This window comes from Timaviella obliquedivisa GSE-PSE-MK23-08B (genome assembly GCA_019358855.1).
In the GTDB taxonomy this organism is placed as follows: Bacteria; Cyanobacteriota; Cyanobacteriia; order Elainellales; family Elainellaceae; genus Timaviella; species Timaviella obliquedivisa.
In genome coordinates this window covers 659,530-677,353 of record JAHHII010000001.1, presented here as the reverse complement: position 1 = coordinate 677,353, position 17,824 = coordinate 659,530, and the positions used below count along the sequence as shown (strand labels likewise).

The window sequence follows — 17,824 nt, the reverse complement described above, 5'->3', positions numbered from 1 at the left end:
TCCGGGCGGCCGAGGATCCGGAGTTTGAGACGTTTTACACGAAGAACATTTTGTTAAACGAGGGCATCCGGGCCTGGATGGCACCTCAAGACCAGATTCACGAAAACTTTATCTTCCCTGAAGAGGTACTGCCACGTGGTAACGCTCTCTAATAATTCCATTATGGCAGGCGGTCGTGACCAAGAATCCTCCGGGTTTGCCTGGTGGTCTGGTAACGCTCGTCTGATTAATTTGTCCGGTAAGCTGCTGGGTGCACACGTTGCGCACTCGGGTCTTATTGTGTTTTGGGCAGGTGCAATGACCTTATTTGAGGTCGCTCACTTTGTTCCTGAGAAGCCCATGTATGAGCAGGGCTTGATTCTATTGCCTCACGTTGCAACTTTAGGTTGGGGCGTAGGTCCTGGCGGTGAAGTCACCGATATTTTCCCCTTCTTCGTGGTTGGTGTTTTGCACCTTATCTCGTCGGCAGTACTGGGTTTTGGCGGGATTTATCACGCAATTCGTGGTCCTGAAGTGCTAGAAGAATATTCGGCATTCTTTGGCTACGACTGGAAAGACAAGAACCAAATGACTAACATCATTGGGTATCACCTTATCCTCTTAGGTGTGGGTTGTTTTCTACTTGTCTTCAAAGCTATGTTCTTTGGCGGTGTTTATGATACCTGGGCACCCGGTGGCGGCGATGTTCGCATCATCTCTAATCCAACCCTGAACCCTTTGGTGATCTTTGGCTATTTGGTCAAGGCTCCTTTTGGTGGGGAAGGCTGGATTTGCAGCGTCAACAGCATGGAAGACATTATTGGCGGTCATATTTGGCTAGGACTGATTTGCATTGGCGGTGGCATCTGGCACGTTTTGACCAAGCCTTTTGCTTGGGCACGTCGCGCCCTCATCTGGTCAGGTGAGGCTTACCTCTCCTACAGTTTGGGTGCTGTGTCGATGATGGCGTTCATTGCAGCCTGTTTTGTTTGGTTCAACAACACGGCTTACCCGAGCGAATTCTATGGACCTACTGGTCCTGAAGCGTCTCAGGCTCAAGCTTTGACCTTCTTGATTCGTGACCAGCGTTTGGGTGCAAATGTAGGTTCTGCCCAAGGGCCTACAGGTTTGGGTAAGTATTTGATGCGATCGCCCTCTGGTGAGATCATCTTTGGTGGTGAAACCATGCGCTTTTGGGATTTCCAAGGCCCCTGGTTAGAGCCTTTACGCGGCCCCAACGGTTTGGATCTCGACAAAATTAAGAATGACATTCAGCCTTGGCAAGCTCGTCGGGCAGCTGAGTACATGACGCACGCGCCTTTGGGTTCTTTGAACTCGGTAGGTGGTGTGGCAACCGAAATTAACTCGGTGAACTTTGTCTCTCCTCGCTCTTGGTTATCTACTTCTCACTTCGTTCTGGGCTTCTTCTTCTTAATTGGTCACCTCTGGCACGCAGGTCGTGCACGGGCAGCGGCGGCTGGTTTTGAGAAAGGAATCGATCGCGAGACTGAGGCAGTGTTGTCAATGCCTGACCTTGATTAAAGCGAGCGTTAAGCTTAGGTATCCTTAAATTTAGACCTCATAGATAAAGGCTCTTACATCAATGTAAGAGCCTTTATCTATCTTTAAAGGGTTGAAAATCCTGAAAAAAGCATTAACCAAGAGGCTACTCCTCCAGCTACGCGTGTATTATTTCTAACAAATCTTACGGGACTGACGGGATTCGAACCCGCAACTTCCGCCGTGACAGGGCGGTGCTCTAACCAATTGAACTACAGTCCCATGTTTCTAGGCAACTTCTATTGTGCTGATGAATGGTACTTTTGTCAAACATCCAGAGAATTTTATCTAAGGTATAAAGCTTTTATTTTCATATCGTTCTTCAGACCTCTCCTAGAAGCTACCTTTAAGTTGATTGGCTCTTTTGATCTACGAGCAAAGGGTTTTGAGCTAGCTCGTAGTTGTAAAACTTACAGCAGACTTGAATTGTCTCGATCGCTGACATTAAATACACTTCTCTCTCCAACTGTATTTGCCAAAGGTGAGAGAGTAGCTCAGGACAATCCATTTTGCCCAGCGCCTCAGCGGCAGTCTGGTAAAGCTCTGTATTAGCTTTCTCTAGTAGCTTCAGCAATCCTGGCACAGCAGCCTTGCAACCCAAGTGCCCCAACACATCTGCTGCGCTCCGTTGCACCTCTATATTTGGATGTTCCAAAGCTTTAAGCAGACTAGGCGTTCCAATATCACTCGCCAGCCTACCCAAGGCAACGGTTGCCTGTCTCCGCACATCGGGTTCTGGATCTTGCAGTGCTTTGAGCAGACCTGGAACTGCAGCTTCACTATTTAGCCTACCTAAAGCAACCGTTGCTCGTTTCCGTACATCAGGTTCTTTTTCTCGGAGCGCCCTTAGCAAACCAGGAATCGCGGCTTCACTACCTAGTCTGCCTAGAGCATAGACTGCACTCCGACGTACCTCAGGATTTTGGTCTTTCAGGGCTTTCAGTAAGCCTAAAATTGCTGCCTCGCTGCCCAATTGCCCTAAAGCAGATGCGGCTCTGCGCCGAACTACAAAATCTTGATGCTCTAAGGCATTCAGTAATGCTGGGATTGCCCCCTCGCTGCCTAACTTGCCTAGGGCTGTCGTTGCACTACGGCGGACATCGGGGTTTTGGTCTTTTAGCGCCTTCAGCAATCCAGGAATTGCCTCCTCACTGCCTAGCTTGCCTAGGGCTGTCGCTGCGCTGCGCCGGACTGCTAAGTGTGGGTCTTCTTCCAAAACTTTGAGTAGGGCTGGAATAGCGATCGCATGATTGAGTTGCCCTAAGGCCTCTACGGCGCTGCGGCGGACGGCGAGGTGGGGGTCAGAGAGCGCACGTAGAAGACCTGAAACCGCAGCTTTATCATCGAGTCTGCCAAGTGCAGAGGCGGCTGCCATCCGGACGTAAAGATCGGGATCGGTGAGGGCTTTGAGTAAGCCAGGAATAGCAGATTTACTGCTAATTTTGCCAAGCGTTGAAGCCGCAGTCCAGCGAATGTTGCAGTCTGAGTGCTCCAGGGCTTTCAATAAGCCAGGGATAGCAGATTTGCTGCTAATTTTACTGAGCGCTGAAGCCGCAGTCCAGCGAATATTGGAGTCAGGATGCTTAAGGATTTTTAACAGTCCAGGAATTGCCTCCTCGCAGCCCAATTTTCCAAGAGCCGAAGCCGATCGCCCGCGCACAATCAGATTGGCATCTTCAAGAGCATTGAGTAAGCCTGGAATGGCTGCCAGACTGCCTGATCTGCCTAATGCTTCCGCAGCACTTCGACGAGTATTAGAGTATTCACTCTTTAAAGCATTCAGGAGTCCGGGAATAACGGTCTCACTACTCAACTTGCTAAGAGCTTCAGCCGCACTTTCTCGAACCGAAGGATCTTGATCTTCAAGAGCTCTAAGTAAGCCGGGAATTGCGGTATCGCTGCCCAGTTGTCCCAGCACCTCAGCAACTTTCCAGCGAATATTTGAGTTTTGGTGCTCTAGCGCCTTCAACAACTCTGAAATGGTGGTTTCACTGCTCAAATGCCGAGAAAAATGACCTTGTACCGCAGGCTCTTGTTCTGCTAAAGCTTTCAGTAATCCAGGAATGGCAACTTCGCTGCCTAGCTGTTTCAACACTTCAGCAGCACTCTGGCGCACGTTTGGGTTCTCGTGCTCTAAGGCTCTGAGTAAACGCGGGATGGAGTCTTTGCTGCCTAGCCTTCCTAACGCAGAGGCGGCGTTGCCTCGAACTTCAGAGTCACAATCTTTGAGCGCTTTGAGTAAACCGACGATCGCCGCCTCAGTCCCCAGTTTTCCTAGTGCATAGACTGCGTTCCGCCGCACCTCCAACTGCGAGTCCTTGAGTGCCCTTAGAAGTCCTGGAACTGCACTTTCGCCGCCCACTTGCCCCAAGGCGTACACGGCGCGGCATCGAACCCCTGCATCTCGATCCTTTAAGGCTTTTAGCAATCCTAGGATCGCTGCCTCGCTGTTGAGTTGCCCTAAGGCAGAAGCGGCGCGTCTACGGACTACAGCATCTGTTGTTTCTAATGCCTTAAGCAGTTCTGGCATGACATATTCTGAGCGGGTGCTGCCCAAAAGCTCGGTCTTGAGGAGTTGAGGCAGATCCAGTTGTACAATTTGTTGAATAGCTTGCTGTTGAAATGACGGATGCACCTCGCCTGCCAGCTTGGCACCAAACTTGAGATCGACCTGTAGGGCAGATTGGATAATCTCAAGGGCTATACTGTCTCTGTCTACTAATGACAGCATGAGGGACACAGTCTGTGTCCATTTAAGATAGTTAAGATATTGGGTTTGAAGTTGCTGTTGGCTAAGATTGGGCAACTGAACCAGAAGAAGTTCTGCCGCATAATACTCCTGAAGTAGCTGGTGGCGAAACTCAATGTGATTGCCTCGTCCTGCCTGAATGAGGTGATGAGCAAGCAGGTCTTTAAGACAGCGATGAGCAATTTCGTGAGGCGAGTGACACCGCCCTTGCAGAAATTCTGTCAGGATAGTTTCTCCCTCATGATGAGAAATGGCGGCTCGAAATTCGGTTCGTGAGCCTTGCATCATGGCAAAGGCTAGATGTTGCAGCATAGGTGTCCACCATGATCTAACCTCAGGTGCGCTTAGATCGTAGTTTCTAACTGCTAAATTGCGCTCATAGCCCTGAGCGAACTGGCGCAAGACTAAGCCTAAGTTTGGGGGAACATCGCCAGCTTGTTGGAAGAGGGAGCAGAGTATCCAGAGAAGAAGGGGTGTTTGAGCAAATTCTCGGAGGCGATTTTTGAGACGTTGCAAAAGCTGTTCACTACAGTTAGGCAAGTATGCCTGCACGAAGTCGCGCATTTGAGCTTCCGTAAGGGGCTGCATTTCAAGGCGTTTTTCGATGCCTAGATGAGTACCCAAGCCCGAATCGCGGGTTGTGAAGATCATTGGCGTGTCCGCATAGACTTTGCGAAACGCGGCAAGGTCGCTGTTGGAAGATTCTGAAGGCAACTCGTTGAGAGCATCAAGCATGAGAAGAAGCTGGCGATCGCGCAACAATTCTGCAATTTGCTCAATACTTAGCAGCAGGTCGTGCCGCTTAAAAACTTCCTGAATTAGGTCTAAGATTGATGTCTGGTAATATTTCAACTCTACCAAGACTGGAATTCTAGATTCGGTCAGCTTTGCTTTCTTAGAAGCGCTAAGATTAGACTCCCTAGAAACACTAGTCTGCTTAACTTCCTCTAGTAAAAGCCTTACTAAGGCAGTAGACTTTCCTGAGCCGGGTCGTCCAATAAGTAGAACATGGTTTGCCGCGTACTTGCGAATCCCTTCCAGCACAGGCAGCCGTTCGTTTTTTTCTTGGGAAGGAACTCCATCGGCTTGCTTCGGCTGTATCGTTTGTACTGTTAATCCGAAGTCGAAAAGCGTGTACAGGTTCCACCAATCTTCGTAGGTGCTAGAGAGCGATCGCAGGTAATCTTTAAAGTCTGGGGCAAGAGTCATGCTGGAATGGTTACTTCCGGAATTTATCTCCATTTTTGCCAAGCTACTACTTTACACCTAACCTTATGGGTCTACGAAATGATTGTTCTGACACATAAAGTCTTAAGCATAGAGAAAAATTTATAGAAGAACTTTATAGAAGGATGGATAATTTCTGTAAAAAGCATGAATGATGACTCTAATCTCACAGACGACTGCACCATTGTTAGAAGCCCTTCAGGTAGCAGTAGACCACCCTCATGCTGCCTTTCATACGCCGGGGCATAAGCATGGGAAAGGTGCGCCAGAAAAATTAAAAGTGCTGCTGGGGGCAGCGGTCTTTAAGGCAGACTTGCCCGAATTACCAGAGCTTGATAATTTATTTGCGCCAGAGGGGGCAATTCTTCAGGCACAAGTATTGGCTGCGGCAGCCTTTGGGGCTGAACAAACTTGGTTCTTGGCAAATGGAACAACCTGTGGCATTGAGGCAGCGGTGTTAGCAACCTGCAACCCGGGCGAAAAGCTAATATTGCCTCGAAATGCTCATCAAGCCGTGATCGCCGCGCTAATCCTGTCGGGCGCGGTGCCGATTTTTGTTGAGCCTGCCTATGATTCAAACTGGGGGATCGCCCATAGCCTAACGGCGGCGGCAGTGGCGACTACCCTAGAGCAGCACCCCGATGCCAAAGCCGTGATGATAGTTTACCCAACTTACTATGGTGCTTGTGGAGAAATTGAGGCGATCGCTCAAATTACCCACCATTACCACATTCCTCTGCTGGTCGATGAAGCTCACGGCGCTCATTTTGTCTTTCATACCCACTTCCCAATTTCTGCCCTGGCTGCGGGAGCCGATATTGCTGTGCAATCGACGCACAAAGTTTTGGCAGCGCTTACCCAAGCTTCTATGCTGCATGTTCAAGGCTGCCGCATCGATCGGCAGCGCCTCAGCAGAGCGTTACAGCTAGTTCAGTCTACTAGCCCCAGCTATTTATTATTGGCATCTTTAGATGCAGCTCGACAGCAGATGGCAACCCAGGGACAAGCCTTGATGAGCCGAACTCTGGAACTGGCTGATAGGGCGAGAACTCAGATTAGCCAAATTCCTAGACTTTCAGTGTTACAACCTGCCGGTTCAACTGCAGGATGCGGTGCATTTGACCCAACGCGATTGACGGTTGATGTCACTCAGATGGGACTAACAGGATTTGAAGCAGATGAAATTTTGCATCAAGCTTTGGGTGTGACAGCAGAGCTACCAGGGCTTCAGCACCTTATGTTCATTGTGACTTTGGGAAATACTGAACAGGATATCGATCGCTTGATCAACGGATTCAAAAAATTAGCAGACCGGGCTTCAACAGAGGGAGCGATCGGTCGGATAGAGATTAGACCCTTCCCTCCGATCGCTTCAACAAAGTCTCCTTTAACGCCCCGCTCTGCCTTTTTTGCAAAAGCTGAAACTTTGCTGATTGAGCAAACGCCTAACCGCATTAGCGCCGAACTCGTGTGTCCCTATCCACCCGGAATTCCTGTTCTGTTTCCGGGAGAAGTGGTGACAGAAGGGGCGATCGCTTATTTACAGCAAGTGATGGCAGCAGGGGGCACTGTCACAGGGTGCGCCGATCGCCATCTGCACACCCTCAACGTTGTAGCGGCTTAAAATGTAGCGGCTTAAAACACAAAGTTAGATTCACTGAGGCTGGAGGGATCAATGTTCTCTAGCCTCGTCAACGCCTGAAAGCCACCTGCAGCACTGCCGTTGGTATCCACTCGCACAATGGTGTTAGAACCTAATCGAGAGAGTCGGACATAGTCAGCAAAGGGTTGAGAACTGGGGTAGTTATCTCCAGAGAAAATTTGACCGATGACAATTAAATCGCGACGGACCTCGAACCCCCGGATCCGATCGTTCCGTTCGTTGAAGTTGCGATAGATAAATTGATCGGCTCCACCTCTGCCGTTCAACAGGTCTTTTCCACGTCCACCCGTAATCAAATCATCGCCCTGACCGCCAGTGATTATGTCATCGCCATTACCGCCTAAGAGCTTATCGGCACTCTTTTGACCCCGAATAATATCATTGCCGTTGCCACCTCTAATAATGTCTCGACCTCGGCGACCCCGGATAATGTCGTTGCCTTGTCCGCCGTTGACGCGATCGTTGCCTAGCCCAGCGTCGATGACATCATTGCCCTTTCCTCCTCGGATAACATCATCAGACTGCTGACCCAAAATCCTGTCTCTGCCATCATTACCGACCAGGCGATCGCGCCCACGTCGCCCTCTAATTAAGTCATTGCCAGAACCGCCGAAAACCCTATCATCCCCCAAGCCACCATTCAAATTATCTGAACAGCTCAAACCCTTGATATTGTCGTTACCGCGTCGTCCAAAGATCGGATCTTCCCGAAACGCTACGCCCCTGAGCCGGTTGTTTCGATTGTTCCCGACAATTTTTTCTCCTGGCAAACAGCCTTGGTCGCGCTCACCTGGATTTGGCGGCGGGCTGATAATTGGCGGTGGCACGACTGGCGGTGGCACGACTGGCGGTGGCACAATCGGTGGCACAAGAGGATCGGTGGTGTCGTCAGTAATTGATAAGTTCCGGACCTCATGGAAGTTAGTAAGGCTACCCGTGCTAGCAGCGAAGCCGAATTTGAGAGTTGCAGGCGTTAGACCATTGATGTTAGAAACATTAAAGTTAGTAATGGGACGCTCACCCGGATCATTAAAGTCATTGTCTTGATTGCTGTCAATTTGAACGGACAGTAAACCTGCCTGCGTAATGTCAATCCGTACCCTTCGGCGAGCTTGCTCTCGGGTTACTCCAGCCCCAGGAGTATCAATACCAAAAGCAAGTTGGTTGTTCGTGAGAAAGGTATAACCTGATGCTTCACTTCCGCGAATGGCTATGGCATCGCTGACGAAACCGCTGCCAGGTGCTGTTCCTATGCGCCCCTCATTCGGATTTGAGAAGTTGCCAAATTCATCAAAGCCAATGCCAATAAAGCCGCCCTGTACCCCTGGAGAAGCTGTGGCATCGGTTCGGTTGGCATAGCCCAAAGAGCCACCAAATGCTCCGGCGGTTGTAGGAGATGCTGCTCCATCAATTAAGAAAAAGCTGAGTCCGTCTGCTCCTGTGCCCCCATAGGCAAACAGGTCAAAGGTAATGCTGAGTCCAGCGTTAGCTGGTAAAGCGCGATTGTAAAGCACAAAGGCAGCTTGATCATTACTGACATTGGTGAGCCGTAGCACACCTTGCCCTACTGGATCAAGCGTGCCTGGGTTGCCTGCTAGCCCTCCAGCAGGTGCAGTAACGGTTGGGCTTGCTGTTAGAAAAGGGTTAGCGCGAGATTGGTTACCAGGTTGATCAACCCCAAACAACCAATTGCGATCGGTAACATCACTGCCTGTAAAAGTTTCGTTGAGAAACGTGACTAAAACTGCTTCGTAGGCATTCATAGCCTCGGGCTGGAATGCTAGAGGCGATCGCAATTTTCCCGTCGTAAATTCTAAATGCCAGTCGCCACCCAGGGCTGCACTGCCTGTCAGGTTAGTAGAAGCGGCAATGTTAGCCCCAGTGAGGGTGCTAAGCTGCTCAACAAAGTGTTGTCCCCAGGCACCGGCAGCAACTTTACAGCCATACAGCAAGATATCGGCGTTTTCTGCCAAAGCGGTTGCCCAACTGCGAATGGCTGAAGCATAGCGTTTGAGAGACTGCAAATTGAGGCTGACATTACCTAACTTCAGTGACCCAGATTCCCCGTGCGAGAGAATGTGCAGAGTTTGAATATTTTGGCGATCGTCCAAAATCTGAGTTATTTGCGCTACGCCATCCTGCTCGGCTTCAAGCACAATCACTTCGGTATCTGTACCGACGCTTTCAATCAAGCTTTGATAGTCGGTTACTGCCGAATCAACAACCAGAACTTTGGTAGCTAAGTGAAAATTCATGACTGATATGCCTACTCGAATAGGAAGGTTTTGCAAGGGACTTTAGACAAAGAGTTGAATATTTTAAGACAATGACTTAGGTATTAAGCATTGATTCCTTCAGATATTAAACACTGAGTTCAGTAGATCTTCTTACAGAAAACTATTAATCTTAGGCAAAGCTTTACATGAAGTGATTTGAGAAACATCTTTATTCAGTGTAAATACGTACGCTTTGAATGCCTTTTTAAAGCTTTATACAAAACTTCAACTAATTTTTGCAGTGGGATAAGTATAAAAAGAAATCAGGCAATGCTAATTCGTTGCTTTTCTTCTGCTGACATTGGACAAATAGTAAGGTTGTTTTACACGACTATCCACACTGTCAATTGTGCTGACTTCACGCTAGAGCAAGTCACTGCATGGGCACCCGTTATTCCAAATGAAGTGACCTGGTTATCGCGTTACGCGAATCGGGTTGTTTTTGTTGCCGACGATAGCGAGGCAATTGCAGGTTTCGCGGAATTAGAACCGAATGGACATATGGATTGCTTCTACTGCCACCACCTCTATCAACGCCGGGGCGTAGGACGACAGCTTTATCAACGTCTTGAGCAAGAAGCTAATTCCCTTGAGCTAGCGCGATTCTTTGTAGAAGTCAGCATCACTGCTCAGCCATTTTTTGAACAACTGGGGTTTCAAACTTTACATGAAAATCAGATCACCAGAAATAATGTAGTGTTGACCAATTTTTCAATGGAAAAGTACCTTTGTAAGTAGAAAATTGACTCCTTAGGGTCATCTCAATGCGATCGCCTCTTCAGTTCGATCGCTTCTATAACTCTCTTTTAAGACTAAAAAACAAAGCCCCCTGAATTCTCCGGAACTCAAGAGGCTTTGTTTGGAGCCATTGAGACTAACTAACTCAGTTAGAAACTTAAGGAAACTCAAGACTTATAGCTGAGGCACATACAGGTCTTTTTCTGGAACCACGGTGTACTCTGCTAAAATCTGCCGGAACTCTTCACCATCGATCGTTTCCTTCTCAATGAGCAGGTCAACCAGGCGATCGATCGCTGTTCGATTGTCTCGAACTAGCTTGCAGGCAATTTCATAGCAATGCTCAGCAATAGAGCGGACTTGGGCATCAACCCGAGTGGCAATTTCCTCAGAGAAGTCAGAGCGATTCATCCAGTCGCGCCCTAGGAACACCTCGCCTTGCTGGCTCTCTAGCGACAGAGGCCCTAAGTCAGACATCCCAAACCGGGTCACCATTTGACGTGCCATACCACTGACCATTTGCAGGTCGCCGCTTGCGCCCGTCGTCACTTCAGCATCGCCGAAGACTTCTTGCTCGGCTGCCCGACCGCCTAATGCGCCAGAGATTCGCGCCATGATTTGGGCACGAGAGATCAGACCTTGATCTTCGGTTGGGGTAAACCAAGTTAAGCCTTGGGCTTGCCCTCTAGGAATGAGCGTCACCTTTTGTACAGGGTCATGGTCTTTAATCAAGCTGCCAACGATCGCATGTCCAATTTCGTGGTACGCAATCAGGCGCTTAGTCTTGCTGTCTACCAAGGGCGTGCCTTCCATTCCTGCAACAACGCGATCGACAGAATCATCAACCTCTAGCATGGTGATGGCTTCTTTGCGACGACGAGCAGTAAGAATGGCGGCTTCGTTGAGTAAATTCGCCAAGTCTGCGCCCGTGAAACCGGGGGTGCGTCGAGCGATCGCTTCTAAAGAAACTTCTTCCGACAGCTTCTTGTTGCGAGCGTGTACTTGTAGCACCTCTAACCGACCTTTAATATCGGGCGGATCGACCATGACCTGACGGTCAAAGCGACCGGGACGGAGCAGGGCTGAATCCAATACGTCGGCCCGGTTTGTTGCTGCAATAATGATGATGCCATTATTGCCTTCAAACCCATCCATTTCGGTCAACAATTGGTTGAGGGTTTGTTCCCGCTCATCGTTGCCGCCACCAATGCCTGCGCCCCGCTGCCGACCGACTGCGTCAATTTCATCAATAAAGATGATGCAAGGCGCATTTTCTTTAGCTTTCTTGAATAAATCTCGGACTCGAGAAGCCCCTACGCCGACAAACATTTCGACAAATTCTGAACCAGAGATGCTGAAGAAGGGCACACCTGCCTCACCCGCGATCGCTTTTGCTAGCAAGGTTTTACCCGTTCCCGGAGGCCCAATCAGCAATACGCCCTTAGGAATCTTTGCTCCGACTGCGGTAAAGCGCTCGGGCTTTTTAAGGAAGGTGACGACCTCTTGAAGCTCTTCCTTAGCTTCTTCAATGCCAGCCACATCATCAAACATCACCCCTGTTTTAGCTTCCATCATGAAGCGAGCTTTGGATTTACCAAAGTTCATAGCTTGTCCTGGGCCGCCCGGAACGTTACTAGAGCGACGGAACAAGAAGAATAGCCCCCCAATTAACAAGACCGGAAAAATGAGGTTGCCAATTAATCCCCAGATGGCACCGTCACCTCGGGGTGGGTGAACATCAAAGTTAATGTTGTCTTTTCTCAGCCTGGAGACTAGCTCAGGCGCATTACCGGGCAGGTCAACCCGGAGGCGTTGAACGCGGTTGTCGAGTTCAGGGTCAGTGGCTTCCACGATCGCGGTTCGTCCACCCTCAAACAGGTCAACGCTGGTCACTCGACCTTGGTTCAAATAGTCGAGGAAGCGACCATAGGTCATGCGGGTGCTGGCTGTGTTACTTGCGCCGCCCATGTTAAGGCTGGCGGTTGGAAAAGCTCCTTGCCAAACAAAGAAGCCAATAACCAAAACGGGTAACGTCCACAGTAGGACAACTCTCCAGGAAAGTTTCATAGTCTTAAGTTGCCTCTAAAAGATTGATGCGACCGAAGTTTACGGGCAAAAATATAAACCCTTGCGTTCTCCGATACAAACAAATTTGCTGTTGTTAACTAGACTTTACGGATGGGTGCGTGGCACTCTGCTGAAAAGTTTGTTGACTCTAATCTGCTACCCACGTTGATTCAGACGGTGAAGCGGATACTTTCATTATCTGAGAACGAATCTTAATTAAATTTAACTTAAATTGGGGAACTTGAACAACCGACTATTAATTTATCAGAATGTAAAAGCTGAATAGGAGTAGGATTTGTGGCGATCGCTCCTTCCTCTAATCTGCCGTCTACGCGTCACACCTTCAACTCACGAAAGATCTAAATCCTGAGAACATAAAGATGTTTTTAGTTCCCATGTACTATTTAAGCGTATTGTGGTAGAACTCATGTACTGAGCAAAGCCCCGCGTTGCGGGAGAAATTAACGGCGCACAGTCATTCACATCGCTATTAGCTATTAGAGAGGTTATGGAGTCCATGGCAGTCAGTCATTCTTCCGCTGCATCACAGACTGTTTTGAGTGTCGATTTGGGGCGCACCTCCACCAAAACTTGTGTGAGTCGTCATCCTGATCAGGTTGTTCTCATTCCAGCAAATGTGGCTCATCTAACGGTTGAACAAGTTCGAAGAGGGGGGTTTGAGTCGCTAGCGACCGACCCACTCGTGGATATTTGGTTAGAGTTTCAAGGCAATGGTTACGCGATCGGTCAACTGGCAGCAGACTTTGGAGCCAACCTGGGCGTGGGTCAATCTAAAGTTGAGGATGCCTTGGTTAAAGTGCTTGCCTGTGTGGGCTATTTCAATTTAAGTGGGAAAGTTTCTGTCGTGTTGGGGCTGCCATATCTATCCCAGGAGCAGTTTGACCGGGAGAAGGAACAGATTACGAGCTTATTGCGATCGCCCCACGTGATGAGCTATCGAGGCGAATTTGTAGCAGTGGAGATCGAGCGGGTTTGGGTGATGCCAGAAGGTTTTGGCAGCCTGATCTGGTCGGAAGCGCAGGACAAAAAAGCCTCTAGCCCTGATTTCCCTAATCTGTCGATCGCCGTGGTCGATATTGGGCATCAAACGACAGATTTCTTAATGGTCGATCGCTTCCGGTTTTCCCGGGGTGCGTCTAAGAGCGAACCTTTTGCCATGAGCCAATTTTATGAACAGGTTGCCGCACAGATTCAGGGAGCAGACAGTCAGTCGCTATCGCTGATCGAAGCCGTGCATCGTCCTGATGGAGAGCGCTTTTTTAGACCCAGAGGCACCACAAAGCCCACCAACTTAGATGATTTTTTGCCCAGCCTCCGCAAAAACTTTGCCCGTGAGTTGTCCGATCTACTGGTGGCATGGTTGCCAGAACGAGTGACAGATGTTGTCGTTAGCGGCGGTGGCGGCGAGTTCTTTTGGAACGATTTTCGCCCTTTATTAAAAGATGCGCGGCTCAAAGGACATTTAGCGAAACCTTCTCGTCAAGCTAATGCTTTAGGGCAATACATTTATGGTGAAGCACAGATTGTAGCTCTCAAGAGCAAGCTGTCCGCTACGGCACAATGACTTCTAGTCCCCACATGCGATCGATTAGGCGAGTCGTGCGGTTTGTCCCTACCGAGACAGACCAAACTTTGCTGCAAGCGGTCGAAAAGGCATTAGAGAACCAGTTCCACGGTAACTTTAGTGCTTTGTGTAAGCAGGCGCTTTGGCATTTTTTGCTTCCTGATCAAGATGCTCAGGTAATTTCGCCAACAGTCATGCAGGCACAAATTGTGGAGTTACAAGAACGTGTAGCAAAGCTAGAGTCAATCAGCGATCGCCTTACTTCAGCGGAGCCGCTTTCCCTCCCATCGTCTACCGAAGCTGAGCCGCCCCCTGAAGTTGACCCCTTGTTAAGCCGCTTGGCTCTGCTGCTAGAAGACTTTTAGCATCTGCTTGAAGGCGTTATTTTTTCGTAGTCATCCGAATTACATAAGGGCTGTACTCGCTCTGTCGATAAGACCCTACCCAAATTTGATAAGTTCCTGATAGCCATTGTCCTGCAATACCAGGATTTTTTCCGATGTAATCATCGTTGCACCAAGTACCACCGGGCCCTCGCACAATGAGCGTTGTGTCTTCTGGGCTTTCAACCTGAAGATTAAGGAAGTTGAACACGCCCGATAGAACGATAGTGTGATCAGGCTGCTCATCAACAAAGCCAGTACAAGCTCCAGTAGCAGTTTCGGCACGGGTTGCCACATCGCTGGCGCTCAAATCGCCTCCACTAATGCCTCGAACTGTTGAAGGATCAGGGGAAAAGCCAGGGCTAAGAGTAATATTTTCAAAGATAGTGTTAACCCGAGTTTGAGCTTGGGTCTGAGTGGGTGCCAGAAGACTTAGACCAATTCCAGCAACTATTAAAGTCATGAATGCTGGGAGAATTCTCGTACCTGAAGATAGCCAAGTTTGCATGAGCTTGATGAATATTCGGATGAGAGCGGTTAGAGCTTTGGAGACGACCTGAATAAGAGTTTAGTTCCTCATGCTTGGGCTTGGGCTCGTTGTAACCGAGAGAGATCAAGCTTGTGCTGATGGAGGAGCAGCCAGGATTGAATCAGATCGGGCCCGTGCATGTCACAGGTGAGAGCAGCCCGGAGCGATCGCATCACAACGCCCTTCTTGACCCCCGCAGCTTTCACGACTTGCTGAATTAACTCTTGAGCTCCTGTCTCAACCAAGGGTGAATCAGTATCTAGGATATTGATCAACGCTTGCAGTACGGTAGCAACGCCTTCTTGTTTGATCTGGGCGATCGCTTCCTCGGAATATTTTATCGTTGGCACAAATAAATAGCGGCTCATATCAACGGCATCATTTAGGCGGACGAGGCTAGGGGCAATTAAAGCGGTGAGTTGTTCGAGCCAGGAGCGATCGAGTGGGTCAAACTCATAGCCTGCTTCCTGCCAAAGGGGAATGAGCAAATCTGTGAGGCGATCGATCGCCATGTCGTGAATATATTGACTGTTGAGCCAGTTCAGCTTGTCCCAGTCAAACTTTGCCCCGGCTTTGTTGACTCGCTCAAAGCCAAATTGTTCAGCCGCCTCCGTTAAAGTGAAACGCTCCTGGGCATCAGGGGGCGACCAACCCAGTAAAGTCATGTAGTTGACCATAGCATCCGGTAGATAGCCCATTTTGCGGAAGTCTTCAATGGAGGTGACTCCATCCCGCTTAGAGAGTTTCTTCCCTGTGGGACTGAGGATCAGGGGAGTATGGGCAAACAAAGGGACTGACGCGCCCAGCGCTTCGTACAGCAAAATCTGCTTAGCAGTATTGGCAACATGATCTTCACCCCGAATAATGTGGGTGATTTTCATGTCCACGTCATCTACAACAACGACAAAGTTATAGAGGGGTTGACCAATTTCGCCGAAGGGCGCACGGCGGGCAATCACCATGTCGCCCCCTAAGTCAGTACCCGTCCAGGTGACTTCGTCGCGCACTTGATCTTTCCAAGTAATCTGGCGATCGTCGTCAATCTTAAAGCGGATCACAGGGAGCCGTCCTTCAGCAACAAAGGCTTGCTGCTGCTCAGGCGTGAGGTGACGGTGGCGATTGTCGTAGCGGGGCGCTTGTCCGTTGGCTTCTTGGGCGGTTCGCAGAGCTTCTAGCTCGGCTTCGGTGCAGAAGCAGAAATAGGCTGAGCCATTATCTAAAAGGGTTTGGATGGATTTTTGGTAAAGCTCCAGGCGCTCGGTTTGGAAGAAGGGTCCTTCATCCCAGGTTAGCCCCAGCCAGGTTAAGCCTTCACGAATGTTCTCGGTATATTCGGGGCGCGATCGCTCTACGTCAGTATCTTCAATGCGTAAAACGAAAGTGCCGCCATGATGACGAGCAACCAACCAATTAAAAACGGCAGTCCGGGCAGTGCCAATATGAAGTTTCCCGGTTGGACTGGGTGCAATACGAACCCGAACAGAATTTTCCCCAACAGCCATAGCTTCCCCTATTTTTTCGCCCTTAAAATTCTAACGGGTGATGGAGACGCTCAACGCAGTTATTGCAATAGTGAAGCGGATCTAAAAGATCTATCTAGAAAAAATGGGTCACCCGGGGCTCGAACCCGGAACAAATCGGTTAAAAGCCGAGTACTCTACCATTGAGTTAGTGACCCCTAAGTTGGGATGCATTTCGCACGCCGTCTACTAAGTTAGCATAAGACGTGCAAAGTATTGCAATTAATTTCGATGATTATTATCGTACCGAACTAATGCTCCAGCCCACTGCAATTTTTCTCGAAGTGTTTGGTAGTACGAGTGGCTCTGGCGAAGGACGATAAACTCGGCAGGGCGGTCTGCCATGCGAATATCGACCCGCTGACCCGGCCAAATAGAAGTGCCAAGAACGCCATCCATCCACAGCTTAGTGGTCAGTTCTCGATCGGCTAGAGGCCAAATGCTGACAACGGAACCCGCAGGCAGAACGATCGGGCGGCTGGAAAGGCTGAGGGCGCAAATGGGAGTGACAATAATGGCATCCATGCCAGGGTGGACGATCGGGCCTTTTGCCGCCAGGGTGTAACAGGTAGAGCCAGTGGGAGTTGCCACCAGCAGCCCATCGCCCTGGTACTGATCGACCACTTCTCCATCAATTTCCATTTCAAGGATGGAAGTGATCATGCGATCGGCGGAGGCAGGTTTGACACACATTTCATTGAGAGCCAGGTAGCGATCGCTCATGGGTTCCAGGTTCGATCGACTGCCCTCAAACGCCCTTGCCTGCAACATCATTCGCTGCTGCACAGCAAACCGATCCTCCAATAGTCGATCCCAAACTGCCTCAGAGTCTTGAAGTTCATCAGAAGGCTCTGTTAAAAACCCCAGATGCCCACCCACGTTAACCGCCAAAATGGGAATGCCTTCAGGTGCTAAATGCCGCGCCGCCGAAAGCGTCGTCCCATCACCACCCAAAACTAGCGCCAGGTCAATTGCGTGTACAGAGGCTAAAAAGACGGGGAAAGGGTTATCCTTCGGACCGCTAGGCCCTAGAAGAACTTTGCAATTGCGCTTTTCTAGCTCGTGAGCATACTGTTCAGCGCAGCGTTTGCTCAGCGCATCGCCCGCCTTGTGAATAATGATGACCTGATCTAAACGCACAATGGCAACGATAAGAAGAATATTGAGCTTTGAATTTTAGATTCACTCTAAAACCCAAAAATAGAAGATTGAGCGCCTACCACTTCAGCAAGTTAAATTGCTCCATATCTACTGTGCCTCGATTGCGGTAAATCGACAGAACGATCGCCAATCCCACGGCTGCTTCTGCCGCTGCAATGGTAATGACAAAAACCGCGAATACCTGTCCTCGAATTCCTTCTGGGTCAAGAAAATTAGAGAATGCCATTAAGTTGAGGTTGACGGAGTTAAGCAATAGCTCAATTGACATCAACACCCGAATGGCATTGCGGCTCGTGACTAAACCATAGATGCCCACGCAGAAGAGGGCAGCAGCAATGATGAGAAAATATTGAAGTTGCAGCATAGTTTGCTCTAAATACTCGTTTA

The 17,824-nt window shown here is 49.4% G+C and carries 13 protein-coding genes and 2 tRNA genes; 6 read left to right on the top strand and 9 right to left on the bottom strand.

What is annotated here, in order from left to right; translation table 11 throughout:
* A partial coding sequence (locus tag KME11_03420; GenBank protein ID MBW4514256.1) for a photosystem II D2 protein (photosystem q(a) protein) occupies positions 1-152 on the top strand: 152 nt, incomplete at its 5' end.
* Positions 136-1,521: a photosystem II reaction center protein CP43 gene (gene psbC / locus KME11_03415; GenBank protein MBW4514255.1), complete on the top strand. Its 1,386-nt coding sequence runs from the start codon at positions 136-138 to the stop codon at positions 1,519-1,521. The genes KME11_03420 and psbC, both read left to right, overlap by 17 nt.
* A 166-nt stretch (positions 1,522-1,687) precedes the next feature.
* On the opposite strand, the gene KME11_03410 is transcribed toward psbC, so the two are convergent.
* Together KME11_03410 and KME11_03405 are read right to left on the bottom strand one after the other, a co-directional pair.
* Positions 1,688-1,761, bottom strand: a tRNA-Asp gene (locus KME11_03410).
* Positions 1,762-1,885: 124 nt separating this feature from the next.
* Positions 1,886-5,497 (bottom strand): HEAT repeat domain-containing protein, encoded by a 3,612-nt coding sequence (locus KME11_03405; GenBank protein ID MBW4514254.1) that lies wholly within the window; start codon positions 5,495-5,497, stop codon positions 1,886-1,888.
* Positions 5,498-5,669: 172 nt separating this feature from the next.
* Between KME11_03405 and KME11_03400 the strand changes: the two genes are divergently transcribed.
* Complete coding sequence (locus tag KME11_03400; GenBank protein MBW4514253.1) at positions 5,670-7,139, top strand: aminotransferase class I/II-fold pyridoxal phosphate-dependent enzyme; 1,470 nt, start codon at positions 5,670-5,672, stop codon at positions 7,137-7,139.
* Positions 7,140-7,150: 11 nt separating this feature from the next.
* Here KME11_03400 and KME11_03395 read toward each other — a convergent pair whose 3' ends face one another.
* Positions 7,151-9,433, bottom strand: a complete 2,283-nt coding sequence (locus KME11_03395; protein ID MBW4514252.1) for a DUF4347 domain-containing protein — start codon at positions 9,431-9,433, stop codon at positions 7,151-7,153.
* A gap of 291 nt (positions 9,434-9,724) precedes the next feature.
* On the opposite strand from KME11_03395, the gene KME11_03390 reads away from it, so the two are divergent.
* Positions 9,725-10,192, top strand: coding sequence for a GNAT family N-acetyltransferase (locus KME11_03390; GenBank protein MBW4514251.1), 468 nt, complete (start codon positions 9,725-9,727; stop codon positions 10,190-10,192).
* 174 nt (positions 10,193-10,366) lie between these two features.
* Here KME11_03390 and ftsH2 read toward each other — a convergent pair whose 3' ends face one another.
* Positions 10,367-12,259 carry an ATP-dependent zinc metalloprotease FtsH2 gene (ftsH2, locus tag KME11_03385; GenBank protein ID MBW4514250.1) on the bottom strand — a complete coding sequence of 631 codons (1,893 nt, stop codon included), beginning with the start codon at positions 12,257-12,259 and terminating at the stop codon, positions 10,367-10,369.
* Positions 12,260-12,776: 517 nt separating this feature from the next.
* Here ftsH2 and KME11_03380 point away from each other — a divergent pair.
* The gene (locus KME11_03380; GenBank protein ID MBW4514249.1) at positions 12,777-13,844 is read left to right on the top strand and encodes a ParM/StbA family protein; all 1,068 of its coding nucleotides are present in this window, start codon (positions 12,777-12,779) and stop codon (positions 13,842-13,844) included.
* A complete protein-coding gene (locus tag KME11_03375; GenBank protein MBW4514248.1) occupies positions 13,841-14,209 on the top strand; it encodes a hypothetical protein in 369 nt (122 codons plus the stop codon). The genes KME11_03380 and KME11_03375 overlap by 4 nt, the downstream gene beginning before the upstream one ends.
* Positions 14,210-14,225: 16 nt before the next feature.
* Here KME11_03375 and KME11_03370 read toward each other — a convergent pair whose 3' ends face one another.
* The 5 genes from KME11_03370 to nuoK all read right to left on the bottom strand — a co-directional run bounded on the left by KME11_03370 (position 14,226) and on the right by nuoK (position 17,798).
* On the bottom strand, positions 14,226-14,669 hold the full coding sequence (locus KME11_03370) for a hypothetical protein (GenBank protein ID MBW4514247.1): 444 nt from the start codon (positions 14,667-14,669) through the stop codon (positions 14,226-14,228).
* A gap of 134 nt (positions 14,670-14,803) precedes the next feature.
* On the bottom strand, positions 14,804-16,258 hold the full coding sequence (locus tag KME11_03365) for a glutamate--tRNA ligase (protein MBW4514246.1): 1,455 nt from the start codon (positions 16,256-16,258) through the stop codon (positions 14,804-14,806).
* 104 nt (positions 16,259-16,362) lie between these two features.
* A tRNA-Lys gene (locus tag KME11_03360) sits at positions 16,363-16,434 on the bottom strand.
* Positions 16,435-16,498: 64 nt separating this feature from the next.
* The gene (locus KME11_03355) at positions 16,499-17,416 is read right to left on the bottom strand and encodes an NAD(+) kinase (protein ID MBW4514245.1); all 918 of its coding nucleotides are present in this window, start codon (positions 17,414-17,416) and stop codon (positions 16,499-16,501) included.
* Positions 17,417-17,492: 76 nt separating this feature from the next.
* Positions 17,493-17,798 (bottom strand): NADH-quinone oxidoreductase subunit NuoK, encoded by a 306-nt coding sequence (nuoK, locus tag KME11_03350; GenBank protein ID MBW4514244.1) that lies wholly within the window; start codon positions 17,796-17,798, stop codon positions 17,493-17,495.
* Between the last annotated feature and the right edge of the window lie 26 nt (positions 17,799-17,824).